Genomic DNA, 16,295 nt, shown 5'->3' on the forward strand with positions numbered 1-16,295 from the left:
CTCAGCCCGCCTTCCCCGGCGCGGCGGCCTCACCCAGCTCGGCGGAGATCCGCCCCAGCTGGGCCAGCCGCTGCTCCAGGCTCGGATGGGTGGAGAAGAGCCGGGCGACACCGGGGTCGGAGCCCAGCGCCGGAGTGAAGTAGAACGCGTTGAAGGCCTGGGCGGTGCGCAGGTCCTCCGAGGGGATCCGGGCGATGTCACCGGTGACCTTGGTCAGCGCCGAGGCCAGCGCGGAGGGCCGCCCGGTCAGCAGGGCCGCCGCCCGGTCGGCCGCCAGCTCCCGGTACCGCGACAGCGCCCGGATCAGCAGGAAGCTGATCGCGTACACGGCCGCCGACACCCCCATCACCACGGCGAACACGGCCAGCGTGTTCTGGTCCTTGCGGCCCCGTCCGCCCAGCAGCTCCGAGTAGAACGCGAACCGGACCACCAGCCCCGCGAGCACCCCGAGGAAGGAGGCGACCGTGATCACCGCGACGTCCTTGTGCGCCACGTGCGACAGCTCGTGCGCGAGGACCCCTTCCAGCTCGGCGGGTTCCAGCCGCCGCAGCAGCCCGGTGGTCACGCACACCACGGCGTTGTCCGGGTTGCGCCCGGTCGCGAACGCGTTCGGCATGTCCATGCTGGACACGGCCACCGTCGGTTTCGGCATGTCCGCCATGGCGCACAGCCGGTCGACCACCGCGTGCAGTTGCGGGAACTCCTCCGGCTCCACCACCCGCCCGTGCATCGCGAACAGCGCGATCCGGTCGGAGAACCAGTACTGCGCGATGAGCACACCCGCCGCGATCACCACGACCAGCACCCACGACTTCAGCAACACGATCAACGCGGCCACGAACGCCACGTACAGCAACCCGAGCAGGAACAGCGTCAGCCCCATGCGCACGGTCAGCCGCCGGTCGCTCCGGAAGCGGCTCTGCATCGTCCATCACCCCGCAGAAAGGCACCCATGAACAAGTCCCCTCCCGCTTCCAGTGTGCACCTGCGGGGCGGCTCGGCGGGCGGCCGGCTACGCGCCGTGGGTCTGGGCGTAGCCGATGAGGACGATCAGGGCGGCCACGGAGCCGAGGACGGCGGCGGTGGATATCCAGGAGGAGCGGCGGGGGGCCGCGGGGGCCGGGTCGCCGCGGAAGGGGACCGGGCCGGGCGGGGCGTCCTTCCAGCGGGCGGCGAGCATACGGGCCCGCGCGGAGGGCTCCTTGTGCTCGGCGGCGCTCGCCCAGCGGTGATCGAATTCCCGCTCGAAGTCGTCGTGTCCGGCCATGCCCGTCACCTCTTCTGCTGTCTTCTTGCTGTCTTCTGCCGTTCTTCTGCCGCCACCGGCTCCGTCAGTAGGAGACCCGCCGGACGCCGGAAGGTTGCACGGGCGCGTCCCTCGTTCGGCTCAAGATGCTGAGTCGTGCGGCGGCGGCTAGCCTCGTTGCAAGTGAGCGCGCTGCGGCCGGCCGCGGCCTTCCGGCACGTCACCCGAGGAGCCGTACCAGCGGCACGAGCGGGTGGAAGGGAAGGTTTTCCATGAAAGCACCACGCGCGAGGCGACTCTTCGCACTGTCCACCGCCGGCGTCCTGCTGGCGGGCGGCGCGGCGATCGGCACGGCGGGCACCGCCTCGGCGGCCACCGCACCGGCCGGCACCTCGGCCACCGCGACCCACGGCAGCTGCGGCTGGTGGAGCAGCAACTGCTACGGCCGCCGCGGCGACCGCGGAGCCCTCTACGGCCCCGGGTACGGCTACGGCTACGGCTTCGGCTACAACCAGAGCTCGGTCGTCGTGATCGTGCTGTGACACCGGCGCCGGGCCCGGGTCCCCCACCGGCACCCCGAGGACCGAGGACCGGCACCCCCCAAGCGAGGAAACGCCCCCCGTGCGAGGACTGCACGGGGGGCGTTTCCCTGGGGCGTCGCGCCGGGCGGCGCGGTGCCGGTCACACGTCGAAGTACAGCTCGAACTCGTGCGGGTGCGGGCGGAGCTGGAGCGGGGCGATCTCGTTGGTGCGCTTGAAGTCGATCCACGTCTCGATCAGGTCCGGCGTGAACACGTCGCCCTGGAGCAGGAACTCGTGGTCGGACTCCAGGCGGTCGAGGACGGCGCCGAGGGAGGTCGGGACCTGGGCGACGTTCGCGTGCTCCTCGGGCGCCAGCTCGTAGAGGTCCTTGTCGATCGGCTCGGCCGGCTCGATCTTGTTCTTGATGCCGTCGATGCCCGCGAGCAGCAGCGCGGAGAACGCCAGGTACGGGTTGCCGGAGGCGTCCGGGGCGCGGAACTCGACGCGCTTGGCCTTCGGGTTCGAGCCGGTGATCGGGATACGCATCGCGGCGGACCGGTTGCGCTGCGAGTACACCAGGTTCACCGGGGCCTCGAAGCCCGGCACCAGGCGGTGGTAGGAGTTCACCGTCGGGTTGGTGAAGGCCAGCAGCGACGGCGCGTGCTTGAGGATGCCGCCGATGTAGTAGCGGGCGGTGTCCGACAGGCCCGCGTAACCGGCCTCGTCGTAGAACAGCGGGTCGCCGTTGCTCCACAGCGACTGGTGCACGTGCATGCCCGAGCCGTTGTCGCCGAAGATCGGCTTCGGCATGAAGGTCGCGGTCTTGCCGTTGCGCCAGGCGACGTTCTTCACGATGTACTTGAAGAGCTGGAGGTCGTCGGCGGCGGCGAGCAGCGTGTTGAACTTGTAGTTGATCTCCGCCTGGCCCGCGGTGCCCACCTCGTGGTGCTGGCGCTCGACCTTCAGGCCGGAGCGCTCCAGCTCCAGGGAGATCTCGGCGCGCAGGTCGGCGAAGTGGTCGACCGGCGGGACCGGGAAGTAGCCGCCCTTGTAGCGGACCTTGTACCCGCGGTTGTCCTCCAGCGCGCCGGTGTTCCAGGCACCCGCCTCGGAGTCGATGTGGTAGAAGGACTCGTTCTCGGCGGTGCGGAAGCGCACGGAGTCGAAGACGTAGAACTCGGCCTCGGGGCCGAAGAACGCGGTGTCGGCGATCCCGGTGGACGCCAGGTACGCCTCGGCCTTCTTCGCCACGTTGCGCGGGTCACGGGAGTACTGCTCGCCCGTGATCGGGTCGTGGATGAAGAAGTTGATGTTGAGGGTCTTGTCCCGGCGGAACGGGTCCAGCCGCGCGGTGGACAGGTCGGGACGCAGGGACATGTCCGACTCGTGGATGGCCTGGAAGCCGCGGATCGAGGATCCGTCGAACGCCTGCTCGTCATCGGGGTCGAACGCATCGGCGGGCAACGTGAAGTGCTGCATGACGCCCGGCAGGTCGCAGAAGCGGACGTCGACGAACTTGACGTCCTCGTCCGCGATGAACTTCTTGGCCTCGTCGGCGTTCTGGAACATCCAGCTCCTCCTACTCCCGACCGTCCCGCCGGGGTGGTAGATCGTGCGTGCGGCCAGTGCGGTGGCACACGGTGCCTCGACCCTAGGGACGGGTGATTTCCCGGGCGTGACCCATTTGTTTCGCAGAAGTTAACCGGCCGGGGCGCGGTCACGTCCGTGGACACCCCGGCGGCCGTCCCACTTCCAGCCTCGCAGTACCGTGGACGGGTGGACAACAGGCAAGCAGTGGGATCGTGGCTCTCCGGACCGCGCGCGGCCATGGAGGACGCGGGCGCCGACTTCGGTTACCGGGGTGAACAGCTCGGACTGCCGGAGCAGGGCCCCGGCTCGATCGCCCGGCCGGGCAGGCGGCTGGCCGCCCTCGCCGTCGACTGGGGCCTGTGCCTCCTGATCGCATACGGCCTCATCGCCGACAGTTACAACGAGGCGGCCCAGGTGTGGGGCCCGCTCATCCTCCTCGTGCTGATGGTGCTCACCCTCGGCACGGTCGGCTGCACCCCCGGCAAGCGGCTGCTCGGGCTGCGGGTGGTCGCCCTCGGCACCGGCCGCGTCCAGCCGCTGCGCGCCCTGCTGCGCACAGTGCTGCTCTTCCTGGCCCTCCCGGCGCTGATCTGGGACCGCGACGGCCGCGGCCTGCACGACCGGCTCGCGGGCACGGTCGAGGTCCGGCTGTAGGAGCGTAGAGCCGAATAGAGCTGAGGGGCGCCCGGATCACTCCGGGCGCCCCTCAGCTCTACTCAGTTCGTACGCCGCTCGTACGCTGTCCGCTCGTACGCCGGGGAAGGCTCAGCGCGCCTTCGGGCCGCCGCCCCGCGGCATCCGCATGCCCTTGGGCATCGGGCCCTTCGGCAGCGGCATGTTGCTCATCAGGTCGCCCAGGGCGCGCAGCCGGTCGTTGGTGGCGGTGACCTGGGGGCCGGTCAGCACACGGGGGAACTTCAGCATGGTCGTGCGCAGCTTCTTCAGCTCGACCTGGCCCTCGCCGGTGCCGACGATCACATCGTGCACGGGGACGTCCGCGACGATGCGGTTCATCTTCTTCTTCTCGGCGGCGAGCAGGGTCTTCACCCGGTTCGGGTTGCCCTCGGCGACCAGCACGATGCCGGCCTTGCCGACCGCGCGGTGCACCACGTCCTGGCTGCGGTTCATGGCGACGGCCGGGGTGGTGGTCCAGCCGCGGCCGACGTTGTCCAGCACCGCGGCGGCGGCGCCCGGCTGCCCCTCCATCTGCCCGAAGGCGGCCCGCTCGGCCCGGCGGCCGAAGACGACCGCCATCGCCAGGAAGGCGAGCAGGAGGCCCAGGATGCCCAGATAGACGGGGTGGCCGATCAAGAAGCCGATCCCGAGAAGGACACCGAAGACGACGATGCCGACAGCCGCGAGTACGAGGCCGATCTTCGGATCGGCCTTGCGGGTCATCTTGTACGTCAGGGCGATCTGCTTCAGTCGCCCCGGGTTCGCAGCCTCGGCTGCGGTTTCCTTCCTCGCCATGGCACGAAGTCTACGTGCCCCCGCGAGTGGCCGACGACGCAGTGCCCGGCGTCCGGCCGCGGGCGTGCGACGGGGCACGGCGCGGGCGTACGGCGGGGCGCGCTGCGGGCGCAGGCGCGGCGCGCGCTACGGGCGCACGGCCGGGAAGCGGTCGAGGACGCGCTGCGCCTCGACCCGGTCCTTGGCGCGGCGGCGGTCCTCCAGTACGGAGGTCCAGGCGTTGCGGCGGGCGGTGCGCTGGCCGCCGCTCATGAGCAGCGACTCGACCGCACGGAGTGCGACCGAGAAGGACGGGATGGCGGTGGCGCGGACGGGCGCGGCCTGCATGGTGGAGGTCCCCCCTCGTAACGGCTCCGGACGCGGATGGTGTGGAACCAGGGTCACTGTCTGGTGTTACCAGGGCGTGACCGACCGGTCAAACAGCGGTGAAGCCCTGACATCGCGGGCCAAAAGGGCGACGCGGCCCCGGTCGGCGCCCTCATCTGCGGGGACGCCCGGGACCGCGTCGTCTCGGCCTCTACTGAGCGGTAAGTTCTTGTGCTCGAATTCACACAGTCCCGGCGGTCCCGTCGGAGGCGGCGGGGCACGGCGGTTGACGGTGCGTCAGGCGGCGCGGACGGTTCAGACGGCCTGCGCGGCGACGAAGGCGCCCCGCTTCTCGATCGCCATCTGGTACAGCCGCCCGGCGCGGTAGGAGGACCGTACCAGCGGCCCGGACATCACGCCCGAGAAGCCGATCCGCTCGGCCTCCTCCTTCAGCTCCACGAACTCCTGCGGCTTGACCCAGCGCTCCACCGGGTGGTGGCGCACGCTCGGGCGCAGGTACTGCGTGATGGTGACCAGCTCGCAGCCCGCCTCGTGCAGCTGCTTCAGCGCCTCGACGACCTCCTCGCGGGTCTCGCCCATGCCGAGGATGAGGTTGGACTTGGTCACCAGGCCGAAGTCGCGGGCCTCGGTGATGACCTTCAGGGAGCGCTCGTAGCGGAAGCCGGGGCGGATCCGCTTGAAGATCCGCGGGACCGTCTCGACGTTGTGCGCGAAGACCTCGGGCCGGGACTCGAACACCTCGGCGAGCTGCTCGGGGACCGCGTTGAAGTCGGGGGCGAGCAGCTCGACCTTGGTCCGGCCGCCCTCGCGCTCCGCCGTCTGCGCGTGGATCTGGCGCACGGTCTCGGCGTACAGCCAGGCGCCGCCGTCCGCCAGGTCGTCGCGGGCGACGCCGGTGATGGTGGCGTAGTTCAGGTCCATGGTGACCACGGACTCGCCCACGCGGCGCGGCTCGTCACGGTCCAGCGCCTCGGGCTTGCCCGTGTCGATCTGGCAGAAGTCGCAGCGCCGGGTGCACTGGTCGCCGCCGATGAGGAAGGTCGCCTCGCGGTCCTCCCAGCACTCGTAGATGTTCGGGCAGCCGGCTTCCTGGCAGACCGTGTGCAGGCCCTCGCTCTTCACGAGGTTCTGCATCTTCGTGTACTCGGGACCCATTTTCGCCCGGGTCTTGATCCACTCGGGCTTGCGCTCGATGGGGGTCTGGCTGTTGCGGACCTCCAGGCGCAGCAACTTGCGTCCGTCGGGTGCGACTGCGGACACATCGGCTCCCTGTAACTTCGATTCTTCGGCGTACCCAGCGTACGCCCGTGTTCCTTGCGCCCTGTCGGTGAGGCCAACCTTCGACCCGCGGAGATCATTCCCGTCGCCGGGCGAGTGCCGCGGGTCCGCCGGGCCGCGCCGTCAGACGGCCGCCGGCTTCTCGACCGCGCGCGGCCTGAGGTCGGCGTTCTCCAGGACGTCCCGCAGATGCCGCTCGACCACGGGCAGCACCTCGGCGATGGTGACGTCCCGGCCCAGCTCGCCCGCGAGCGAGGCGACGCCCGCGTCCCGGATCCCGCAGGGGATGATCCTGTCGAACCACTTGTTGTCCGGGTTCACGTTCAGCGCGAAGCCGTGCATCGTGACGCCCTTGGCCACCCGGATGCCGATGGCGGCGATCTTGCGGTCCTCGCGGCGCTGGCCCGCGTTGGACGGCGCGTACTCGGGACCGTTCAGCCGGGGGTCGAACTCCTCGTCGGCCAGCCGCGGGTCGAAGTCGAGGGAGAGGCCGCCGAGCGCGGGCCGCAGCTCGACCGGGTCGCCGAGCACCCACACCCCGCTGCGGCCCTCGATCCGGGTGGTCTCCAGGCCGAACTCCGCGCAGGTGCGGATCAGCGCCTCCTCCAGGCGCCGCACGTGCGCCACCACGTCCACCGGGCGGGGCAGCTTCTGGATCGGGTAGCCGACCAGCTGTCCGGGGCCGTGCCAGGTGATCTTGCCGCCGCGGTCCACGTCGACGACGGGGGTGCCGTCGAGCGGGCGCTCGCTGTCCTGGGTGCGCCGGCCCGCCGTGTACACGGGCGGGTGCTCCAGCAGCAGCACGGTGTCGGGGATCTCGTCCGCGAACCGGGCCGCGTGCACCCGCCGCTGCTCGTCCCAGGCCTCCTGGTAGTCCACGGCCTCGGCACCGAATCCCCTGCGGACGAACCGCACCTCACCCACGGCAAGCGCCTCCCTGGAAGGTCGTCAGGCGCGTCGTGCGCCCACGCCACTGTACGTCCGGCCGCCGCGCGTCAGCCGCGCGGGCAATCCTCACACGATCGGATGAATAGGTGCCGAAGAGCGCGGCCGGCTGCTCACTCTCCGCTACATTCGCGCCGTTCATGAGGCCATAAGGGCTGCTCACAGGCAATCCGGGCACCACGCACCCGCGTGCGGGCCCGAAAGGCAGGAGACCGCACCGCAGATGACGGAACGACCCGCGCAGCGCACCCCCAACCGCCAGCTCGCCGCGCTCATCGCAGAAGCGGGGTTCTCCAACGCAGGTCTGGCCCGTCGTGTGGACCAGCTCGGTCTCGAACACGGCCTGGACCTGAGATACGACAAGACCTCGGTCACCCGCTGGCTCCGCGGCCAGCAGCCCAGAGGGACCACCCCCGCCCTCATCGCCGAGGTCTTCACCCGGCGCCTGGGCCGCCGCCTCACCGCGCAGGACCTCGGCCTGGACGCCTGCGCCCCGGTCTACGCCGGGCTGGAGTTCGCCGCCGCCCCCGAGGAGGCCGTCGACATCGTCAGCGGGCTGTGGCGCAAGGACTCCGGCAGCCAGGCCGAACTCCGCAAGATCGCCTTCACCCCGGCCGGGCTCGTGGTGCCCAGCCGCGACTGGCTGATCGGGCGGGCCGACGACCGCGTCGCCCGGACCGAGCAGCCCGCCGCGCCCCGGGTCCCCGCCCAGGGCCGTACGGCCGCCGTGCCGCCGTCCCGGCCCGCGCCCGCGGCCGCGTCCGCGCCGCCCCCGCTCGCCGGGGCCGGGCAGCCGGTCCCCGGCGTGCCCCGCCAGCGCGGGCGGGCCGAGCGCGCCCAGAGCGAGCAGGAACCCGGCCGCCGGGTCACCCCCGGGGACATCGCCGCGCTGCGCTCGGTGGGCGAGCTGTTCCGCAGCCTCGACGACATGTACGGCGGCGGGCACGCCCGGCAGGCCCTCGTGCGCTATCTGGAGCACGAGTGCGAGCCGATGCTGCGCGGCAGCTACGGCGAGCAGACCGGACGCCGCCTGTTCGCGGCGGCGGCCGACCTCACCCGGCTCGTCGGCTGGACGTCGTACGACATCGCCGCGCACGGCCTCGCCCAGCGCTACTTCGTCCAGGCGCTCCGGCTCGCCCAGGCCGCCGGGGACCGGGCCTACGGCGCCTACGTCCTGGTCACCATGAGCCGGCAGGCCGTCTACCTGGCGCACGGGCGGGAGGCCGTCCAGCTGGCCCGGGTGGCGCAGCAGGGCCTCGGCGGCTCCGCGCCGCCCGCCGTGCAGGCGCTGCTGCACGCGGCCGAGGCACGCGGGCACGGGGTGCTCGGCGAGGTCCGCGCCTGCACGGCGTCGCTGGCCCGCGCCGAACGCGCCCTGGAGGCGGCCAGGCCCGGCGACGAGGTGCCCTTCTGGGCGCGCTCCTACGACGAGGGACAGCTCGCCGACGAACTGGGGCACTGCCACCGGGACCTCCAGCAGTACCGCGCCGCCGCCCAGCACGCCGAACGCGCCCTCCAGCTCCGCGCCCCGGCGTACGCCCGCAGCCGCCTGTTCAGCCGGGTCGTTCTCGCCACCGCCCGCCTCGGCCTCGGCGACCTCGAACAGGCCTGCCGCCTGGGCGCCGAGGCCGCCGCCCAGGCCGCCGACATGCGCTCGGTCCGCGCCGACGAGTACGTCCGCGACTTCGAACGCCGCCTGGAGCCCTACAAGGACGCGCCCCCGGTCCGCACGTACCGCGACAAGGTGGCGTCCCTGAGCTGAGAAGCCGGGGCGCGGTGCGGGCGGGCGACGGCCGGTCGCGCGGCGGGCGGCGGGGCGCGGGCTGGATCGGCCGAGGGTGTGGCCGGGGCATCGCGGCGCGCGGCCCGCGCCGAGTGGCCGGGAAGGCTGCCGGGCGTGCGGGTCGGCGTGGTGGTGCCCGCCCGCTCGCGGGCGTGGTGCGTGGTGCGTGCTGGTCGGTCGCGGGAGGCCGGGTATCGGGGCGCGGGCGGTGCCGGGAGGGCGCTGCCGGGCGGGTGGACCGGCGTGGTGGTCCCGGTCGCGGGTGCGGCGGGCGGTGGGCGTCTGCCGGTCGCGGGCGGTACCTGCCGCCGTCCTCGCGGCCGGGGCGGCACGGCACCGGCCGGGCCGCGCCCGGACAGCCGTACGGCTTCCGTCGGCGCCGACCGGACCGCGTCGCCGTGACTGTCCCGGCTGCGAGGACGGCGGCCCGGTGGCGGCACCGGCACCGTCCGTGTCGCGCCCGACCGGCCGCGCGGCTCGCGTCGGCGCCGACCGGGCCGCGTGGCCGTGACCGTCCACGGCCCGGCCACCCGGTCGCGTCGGCGGCGGTCCCGGGAGGCCCTGCGGGCCGCCGCTGCGCCCCGCCGAGGGGCTGGCCCGGGTGCCCTCGGGCGAGCCCGCCGGGGTCCAGGGGCGGAGCCCCGGTGGGGTCGAAGGGGCGAAGCCCCTGGGGACGGGACGGGAAGGGGCGGCGGGGGCGAGAACCCTGGGCCCACCGGCCAGTCCCCCCCCCGGCCCACCGGGCTCCGGCTTCTGGGCCACCGGCCCTGGGCCCAGCCCCCCGGGCCCAAGGGCCCCGTCTCCTCCCGCACCCCCGGAGGGACCCCCTCAGGCCGCCGCCGCCCGTGGCGTCGTCGTCGGGAGGGGGTCCGCGCTGTGCATCGGGCGGCCCGTGCCGAGGTCGGCGAGGATCGCGGCGGCGGCGCGGTGGGCCGAGTGCAGAGCGCCCTGGAGGGTGCTGGTGTCGCGGTGGTCGCCGCACACATAGAGCCCGGCGAGCAGCCGCACCGGCCGCCGCAGATCGTGCGGCGCGCGCATCGCGGGCACCGCCTCGGCGCGGTGGTGGACGGCGAGCGTCTCCCAGCGCTCGGTCGAGGTGCCGTACAGCCGGGCCAGATGACGGCGTACGGCGGTGTCGACGTCGGCCGACGGCGCGCCCAGGACCGTGGAGGAGACCAGCGCGCGCCCGGCCGGGGCGCGGGACGGGTCCACGTGGCTCACCACGGCCGTGTGCGCGACCGGCCCGCCCCGCTCCGCGTCGAGCAGCAGATGCGCGCCCGTCCCGGGCGGCTCGTCCGTGGTGTGGTGCACCACGGTCACCGGGTGGAAGCCGGGGACCCGCAGTCCGGGCAGCAGCGTGGCGGCGGTCCGCGCGCCGGTGGCCACCAGCACCGCGCGGCAGCGGATCTCGCCGTGCTCCGCCGTGGTCACCGTGTTGGTGGACACGGAGGTGACCCGCACGCCGGTGCGCACGGTGCCCGGCGGCAGCGTGCTCGCGAGGAGTTCCGGCAGCACCTCCGCGCCGCCCTCCGGCAGGCACAGCCGCCCGGTGGCGAAGGCGCGCAGCGCCAGGTCGGCGCAGCGGCTGGACGTGGTGAGGTCCGGGTCGCACAGCAGCGCGGACAGCAGCGGCCGCAGGAAGCCGTCGACGGTGCGGGCGGGCAGCCCGCGCTCCGCGAGGGCCTGGGCCGCGGGCACGTCCGGGCGGGCCAGGAGGCGTTCGACCGGGGTGGCGGCGATCCGGGCCAGGGCGGCGCGCACCCGCAGCGGGGTGCCGATGCCGAAGGGCTGGGCGCGGTCGGCCGCCGGTGCGAAGCGGCCGGGCCGGGCCGGTGCCGCGGAACCGGGCGCGGCGAAGTCGTCGGGCCGGGCCGCCCGGGACCGCGGCGGCGGCACGGGACGCAGGGCCCGGACGCCCCGGCCGCCGGGCAGCGCCGCGGAACGGGGGGCGCTCGCCAGGGCGCGCACGGCATGCAGTGCGCTCCGCGCGCTTCCGGCGCCCGCCGGGGCACCCGCCCGGTGGCGCCGCCCGTCGTGGTGCAGCAGGACCCCCGGCGCGAAGGGACGCAGCACGAGCGCGTCCAGCCCGGGACTGCGGGCCAGTTGGGGATACGACGTGAACAGCGGCTGTCCGATCCGGTCGAGCCGGAACCCGTCGGTCTTCTCCGTCGCCATGCGACCGCCCACGAAGGAGGCGGCCTCCAGGACCGCGGTCGTCACTCCTGCGCTGGTCAGCCGATGCGCCGCGGAGAGTCCGGCGACCCCGGCTCCCACCACCACGACATCCACCTGGTACGCGGGCTCAAGCACGTGCCCCTCCTCGAGGTTGCGCGACCGGTGGGGCGGTGATGCCCTCGACCGGCTTGAGGAATACCCGAGTTCGGCACGAGATTAGGGCGCCGTCCGGTCAGGGACAGTCGCGCATGGACAGGGCACGGTCGCACGGCGGTCGCATACGGCCGCACGCGCACGGCGCCCGCCCCCAGGGCACCGCCGCCCGCGGCCGCCCCGCGCCCCTCACAGCGTCGCCCGCACCGCGTCCTCGATCCCGGGGAAGGCGAACACGAACCCGGACTCCAGCAGCCGCCGCGGCAACACCCGCGCGCTGCCCAGCACGTCCCCGGCCATCTCCCCGAGCGCGGCCCGCAGCACCGGCGCCGGGACCGGCAGCAGCGCGGGCCGGTGCAGCACCCGGGACATCGCCGCGGTGATCTCACGGTTCGTCAGCGGCTCGGGCGCGGTCAGATTGACCGGCCCGGACAGCGACTCGGTGTCGATGAGATGCCGCAGCGCCGCCACCTCGTCGTGCAGCGCGATGAACGACCAGTACTGCCGCCCGTCGCCCAGCCGCCCGCCGAGCCCGGCCCTGAACAGCGGGAACAGCCGCCCCCACGCGCCGCCCTCACGGGCCACCACCAGACCGGTGCGCGCGAACACCGTCCGCACGCCCGCCTCCTGCGCCGCGGCCGCCGCCTCCTCCCACTCCACGCACAGCGCGGCCAGGAACCCGTCGCCGGGCGGCGCGTCCTCGTCCACGGCTGTCCCGCCCGTGTCGCCGTAGAAGCCGATCGCGCTGCCGCCGACGAAGACCCGCGGCGGGGTGTCCAGGGCGGCGGCGGCCTCGGCCAGCGCCGCCGTGCCGAGCACGCGGCTGTCGCGCAGCGTCCGCTTGTACGCGTCCGTCCAGCGGTGGTCGCCGACCCCCGCGCCCGCCAGATCGACCACCGCGTCACAGCCGATGAGCCCCGCTGTGTCCACGTACTGCCGCTCCGGGTCCCAGCGGACCTCGTCCGCGCCGCGCACCGGCCGCCGCACCAGGCGCACCACCTCGTGCCCGTCGGCGGCCAGGGACCGCACCAGCGCGCTGCCGATCAGACCGGACGCGCCGGCCACCGCGATGCGTGAACGTTCCATGCGCCCCATCCTGCCCCGGCATGCCCCTCCCACCCCCGCGCCCCGCCACGGAAATCCCCGGGACAGCCACCCTGGCCGCACCTACAGTGCCCCCATGCCCGACAGCACAGACAGCAGCACCGACAGCACCGACAGCGCCCCCATATCCGGCGGTGCCGCCCACACGCCCCCGGCCGCCCCGCGCATCCGCCGGGCCCGAGCGGCGGACGAAGAGGCCCTGGCCCGGCTCGACGGGGCCACCTGGTCCCCGCTGCACTCGGTGCAGCCGCGCCCCGAGGAGCCGTACCCGCCGTTCTTCACCGAACGCACCGGACCGGACCACCATCTGGTCGCCGAACTCGACGGCCGCCCGGTCGGCTACGTCCGCCTCGGCCACCCCACCGAACTGGCCGCCAACACGCACGTCCAGCAGATACGCGGCCTCGCCGTCGCCGAGGAGGCCCGCGGCGCCGGAACGGGCCGCGCCCTGGTGCGCGCCGCCGTCGAGGAGGCCCGCCGCCTCGGCGCCCGCCGCATCACCCTGCGCGTGCTGGGCCCCAACACCCCCGCCCGCAGGCTCTACGAGTCCGAGGGCTTCGTCGTGGAGGGCGTCCAGCCCGGGGAGTTCTTCCTGGACGGTGCCTATGTCGACGACGTCCTGATGGGCCGTCCGCTGGTCTGAGCCGCACGCGGCCCGCTGCCTCAGGCGGCGACGAGTCGGCCCGTGTCCACCGCCGCCGTGGCGGCCGCCGCCCGCCGCGCGTCCGCCGCGACCTCGGCGGCGGTCAGCGCGTACCCCGTCTCGGCGTCCGAGGTGGAACGGGCGAACACCACGCCGTAGACCCGGCCGTCCGTGGTCAGCAGCGGGCCGCCGGAGTTGCCCGGCCGGACCGTGGAGCGGATCGAGTAGATCTCCCGGGTGACGGTGGCGCTGTTGTAGATGTTCCGGCCGGTGGCCCGGATCCGGTTCGCCACCGTCGCCGCCTGGAGGTCGAGGCCGCCGTCCTGCGGATAGCCCGCGACCACGGCCGCGTCGCCGCGCCCCGCGGTGTCGTCGAACCGCAGCACGGGGGCGCGCAGCCCGGGGACGTAGAGCACGGCCACGTCCCGGTCCGGGTCGAACAGGACCACCCGCGCGGCGTACGTGTGCCCGACGCCGCCGATCTGCACGTACGGGGCGTCGATGCCCGCCACCACGTGCGCGTTGGTCATCACGCGCTGGCGCGCGAACACGAAACCGCTGCCCTCGCGGCCCTGGTCGCCCGACGAGCCCTCGATCTTCACCGTGCTGAGCCGGGCGGCGTTCGTCGCGCTCGCCGTGACGCTGTCCCCGGAGGGCCGGGCGACACCGGCCGCCGGTTCGTTCTCGAACGGGTTGAACACCTGCGGGAAACCCGCCTCGGTCAGCGCGGAGGTGGCCCGCGAGAACCAGGCCGGGGTGGTGTCCGGCATCGCGTCCTGCACGGCGCCCAGCAGCTTCGAATCCCGTATCGCCGTCGTCACCACGGGGGAGGACGAGGCGCCCAGGACGCTCGCCGCCACCCAGGCCACGATCAGCACCGCCACCGCGTTGGCGGCGGCCCCGCCGATCCCGTCGGCCGCCCGCAGCGAGCCGCCGCCGGCGCCCTCCAGGCGGCTCCGCAGCCGCAGCGCGAGGCGCCCCGCCAGTTCGTGCCCGGCGACCGCGGGCACCAGGACCGTGACCACGGCGGTCACCGTCGCCGCCGTACTCCCGCGCGTGACCAGGTCCATCACCCACGGCAGCACCCAGACGCCGACGGCCGCGCCGCCCACGAAACCGGCCAGCGAGACACAGCCGGCCACCAGACCGCGCCGGTAGCCGGACGCCGCGTACAGCACGACGACCAGCAGCAGCACGAGGTCGAGCAGATCCACGCAGGCCGCCTTTCTCTCGGACCCGGACACGCCCCGGGACGGACCCGGTGAGCGGCGTGACCGGTCACGCACAGGGGTCCGGGAACCGGCCGTGTGTACGTGTACCCGGAGAAACGCCCCGGACCAGGACGATGGTTCCACCAGGTGGCACAGCACACATCGCGGACGGCGCGGATGGGGGTGATCGTGAAGCCATGCGTGGAGTGGGAGATCCCGGGCCGCCCGAGCGGGCCCGAAGACCGTGGCGGTGGAGTGCCGGACGGTGGCGAGGGCCCCGGAGCCGGTGGAGCGGACGGGACCGGAACCGGAACCGGTGGAACGGCGGCGGCCCGGACGGGGCGTGGCGGCTGACGGCCGTGCGCCGTCGTACCCGGCGCCTGCGCCGCGCCCTCGTCGCGCTGCTGTGCCTCCTGCCCGCCGCCGCGGCCGTCGGCGCGCTGCTGCTGGGCGCCGAGGGCGTCGGCCGCACCGTGACCGGACGGGCGCACGCCGGAGCGCACGCGCAGGAGCCCGGCGCCCGGCCCGAGCAGGCGGCGCCGGCCGGTTCCGCCGTCGCGCACGGAGCGCCCCGGCCGCGCATCGTGCCCCGCTCGGCCTGGCTGGACGCCACCGCGCGGCGCGTGCAGCCGCCCCCGCGCTACGACGACAAGGTCGTCGCCGTCTTCGTCCACCACACCGACTCGCCCAACGGCTACGCCTGCGCCGAGGCCCCGCAGATCATCCGCCACCTCTACGCCGGCCAGACCGGTGCCCGCCGCTGGGACGACATCGGCTACAACTTCCTCGTCGACCGCTGCGGCACGATCTACGAGGGCCGCGCCGGGGGCGTCGACCGGGCGGTCACCGGCGCCCACACCCAGGGCTTCAACCACCGCACGGCGGGCATCGCGGCCATCGGCACGTTCACCGCGGGGACGCCCGTGCCGCGCGCCATGACCGACGCGATCGCCGCGCTGGCCGCCTGGAAACTGGGCCTCGCGGGCGTCGATCCGCGCGGCAGCGTCGCCCTGGTCTCCAGCAACCGGCTCGCCCGCTACACCGCGGGCACCACCGCGCTGCTCCCGGCCCTGGCCGGTCACACCGACGGCTTCCGCACCAACTGTCCGGGCGCCGCCCTCACCGTCCGCCTCCCCGCCATCCGGCAGACGGCGGCGCGCCTCCAGGGCCGTATCTGACCCACGGGCCCAGCAGCCGCTCGGCAGGGATCACGTGGCCCGGTACGCCCGGCCCCCGGAACCGCCCGCCCGCGCGCCATCGGTCCCGCGCGCCCGTCAGTCCCGGAAGCGTTCCCACAGCCGCGGATAGCGCCGGGCCAGCTCGTCGTCGTCCTCGAACGCGACCGGGGTGCCCTCCGGTTCCGCCGGGGCGGGCGGGATGCCCAGGTCGGGGGCGACCGTGCCGGTGAGCTGCTCGTAGGCCTCGTCGGCCGCGTACCCCAGCTCCTCGGCGTCGCCGTCGATCTCCTCGTCGAAGTCGCCGAGCAGCCCGGCCAGCGCGTCCGGGTCGTGCAGCGCGCCCTCGAACACCTCCCGCCCCTGGCCGATCAGCCAGCACCGGAAGAAGTCGAAGGCGTCGTCGCTGGCCCCGTCCAGCAGCACCCACGCGGCGCCCCACAGGTCCCAGCGGTAGGCACGGTGGTAGCGGGACTCGAAGTGCCGGGCGAAGTCCAGGACCCGCTCGGGGTCGAACGCGAGCAGCCGCTCCACGAGCAGGTCCGCCTGCTCCTCGGGATCACCCTCGGCGGCCCCGCGCGTCGCGTCGATCAGCTCCCAGAACTCCGTCTCGTCCATCACGGTGTCCAGCATCGGCCCTGCCCCCGCGCGCCGCACGTGGAGCCCGCGGAAG

Annotated in this window: 16 protein-coding genes; 5 read left to right on the forward strand and 11 right to left on the reverse strand. The window is 74.2% G+C overall.

The genetic code is table 11. The features are described from left to right. Position 1: 1 nt before the first annotated feature. Together htpX and ACWDYF_RS05710 are read right to left on the reverse strand one after the other, a co-directional pair. Entirely contained in the window at positions 2-925 is a 924-nt protein-coding gene (htpX, locus tag ACWDYF_RS05705; RefSeq protein WP_381743651.1) for a zinc metalloprotease HtpX, read from the reverse strand. 87 nt (positions 926-1,012) lie between these two features. Next, positions 1,013-1,267, reverse strand: a complete 255-nt coding sequence (locus tag ACWDYF_RS05710; RefSeq protein ID WP_381743653.1) for an SCO2583/SCO2584 N-terminal domain-containing protein — start codon at positions 1,265-1,267, stop codon at positions 1,013-1,015. 251 nt (positions 1,268-1,518) lie between these two features. Here ACWDYF_RS05710 and ACWDYF_RS05715 point away from each other — a divergent pair, with 251 nt between their 5' ends. Next, positions 1,519-1,788 carry a hypothetical protein gene (locus tag ACWDYF_RS05715; RefSeq protein ID WP_381743655.1) on the forward strand — a complete coding sequence of 90 codons (270 nt, stop codon included), beginning with the start codon at positions 1,519-1,521 and terminating at the stop codon, positions 1,786-1,788. A 139-nt stretch (positions 1,789-1,927) separates the two neighbouring features. Here the strand turns inward: ACWDYF_RS05715 and glnA are convergent, their stop codons facing one another. Beyond that, positions 1,928-3,337: a type I glutamate--ammonia ligase gene (gene glnA, locus ACWDYF_RS05720; RefSeq protein WP_018567364.1), complete on the reverse strand. Its 1,410-nt coding sequence runs from the start codon at positions 3,335-3,337 to the stop codon at positions 1,928-1,930. A gap of 207 nt (positions 3,338-3,544) precedes the next feature. Between glnA and ACWDYF_RS05725 the strand changes: the two genes are divergently transcribed. After that, complete coding sequence (locus ACWDYF_RS05725; protein ID WP_078509958.1) at positions 3,545-4,012, forward strand: RDD family protein; 468 nt, start codon at positions 3,545-3,547, stop codon at positions 4,010-4,012. A 111-nt stretch (positions 4,013-4,123) separates the two neighbouring features. Here the strand turns inward: ACWDYF_RS05725 and ACWDYF_RS05730 are convergent, their stop codons facing one another. From ACWDYF_RS05730 to lipB, 4 genes are all read right to left on the reverse strand, one after another. Then, positions 4,124-4,828: a DUF4191 domain-containing protein gene (locus ACWDYF_RS05730; protein WP_389466982.1), complete on the reverse strand. Its 705-nt coding sequence runs from the start codon at positions 4,826-4,828 to the stop codon at positions 4,124-4,126. A gap of 126 nt (positions 4,829-4,954) precedes the next feature. Next, the gene (locus ACWDYF_RS05735) at positions 4,955-5,155 is read right to left on the reverse strand and encodes an SCO2195 family GlnR-regulated protein (protein WP_018567367.1); all 201 of its coding nucleotides are present in this window, start codon (positions 5,153-5,155) and stop codon (positions 4,955-4,957) included. Between the two features lie 294 nt (positions 5,156-5,449). Then, positions 5,450-6,415, reverse strand: coding sequence for a lipoyl synthase (gene lipA, locus ACWDYF_RS05740; RefSeq protein ID WP_018567368.1), 966 nt, complete (start codon positions 6,413-6,415; stop codon positions 5,450-5,452). A gap of 141 nt (positions 6,416-6,556) precedes the next feature. Then, positions 6,557-7,357, reverse strand: a complete 801-nt coding sequence (gene lipB / locus ACWDYF_RS05745; protein WP_381743658.1) for a lipoyl(octanoyl) transferase LipB — start codon at positions 7,355-7,357, stop codon at positions 6,557-6,559. A 244-nt stretch (positions 7,358-7,601) separates the two neighbouring features. On the opposite strand from lipB, the gene ACWDYF_RS05750 reads away from it, so the two are divergent. Next, positions 7,602-9,140, forward strand: a complete 1,539-nt coding sequence (locus ACWDYF_RS05750; protein ID WP_389466979.1) for a regulator — start codon at positions 7,602-7,604, stop codon at positions 9,138-9,140. 849 nt (positions 9,141-9,989) lie between these two features. Here ACWDYF_RS05750 and ACWDYF_RS05755 read toward each other — a convergent pair. Together ACWDYF_RS05755 and ACWDYF_RS05760 are read right to left on the reverse strand one after the other, a co-directional pair. Beyond that, positions 9,990-11,471: an NAD(P)/FAD-dependent oxidoreductase gene (locus ACWDYF_RS05755; RefSeq protein ID WP_389466974.1), complete on the reverse strand. Its 1,482-nt coding sequence runs from the start codon at positions 11,469-11,471 to the stop codon at positions 9,990-9,992. Between the two features lie 207 nt (positions 11,472-11,678). Then, positions 11,679-12,575, reverse strand: coding sequence for a TIGR01777 family oxidoreductase (locus ACWDYF_RS05760; RefSeq protein WP_389466969.1), 897 nt, complete (start codon positions 12,573-12,575; stop codon positions 11,679-11,681). Between the two features lie 94 nt (positions 12,576-12,669). Between ACWDYF_RS05760 and ACWDYF_RS05765 the strand changes: the two genes are divergently transcribed. Continuing rightward, complete coding sequence (locus ACWDYF_RS05765) at positions 12,670-13,236, forward strand: GNAT family N-acetyltransferase (RefSeq protein ID WP_389466966.1); 567 nt, start codon at positions 12,670-12,672, stop codon at positions 13,234-13,236. Positions 13,237-13,256: 20 nt separating this feature from the next. On the opposite strand, the gene ACWDYF_RS05770 is transcribed toward ACWDYF_RS05765, so the two are convergent. After that, positions 13,257-14,450 carry a MarP family serine protease gene (locus ACWDYF_RS05770; protein ID WP_381743667.1) on the reverse strand — a complete coding sequence of 398 codons (1,194 nt, stop codon included), beginning with the start codon at positions 14,448-14,450 and terminating at the stop codon, positions 13,257-13,259. A gap of 356 nt (positions 14,451-14,806) precedes the next feature. Here ACWDYF_RS05770 and ACWDYF_RS05775 point away from each other — a divergent pair, with 356 nt between their 5' ends. Then, positions 14,807-15,625 (forward strand): peptidoglycan recognition protein family protein, encoded by an 819-nt coding sequence (locus tag ACWDYF_RS05775; RefSeq protein ID WP_389466963.1) that lies wholly within the window; start codon positions 14,807-14,809, stop codon positions 15,623-15,625. 96 nt (positions 15,626-15,721) lie between these two features. On the opposite strand, the gene ACWDYF_RS05780 is transcribed toward ACWDYF_RS05775, so the two are convergent. Beyond that, positions 15,722-16,240: a DUF4240 domain-containing protein gene (locus ACWDYF_RS05780; RefSeq protein ID WP_018567376.1), complete on the reverse strand. Its 519-nt coding sequence runs from the start codon at positions 16,238-16,240 to the stop codon at positions 15,722-15,724. Positions 16,241-16,295: the final 55 nt, after the last annotated feature.

The sequence above is a fragment of the Streptomyces sp. NPDC003284 genome, from assembly GCF_053589675.1.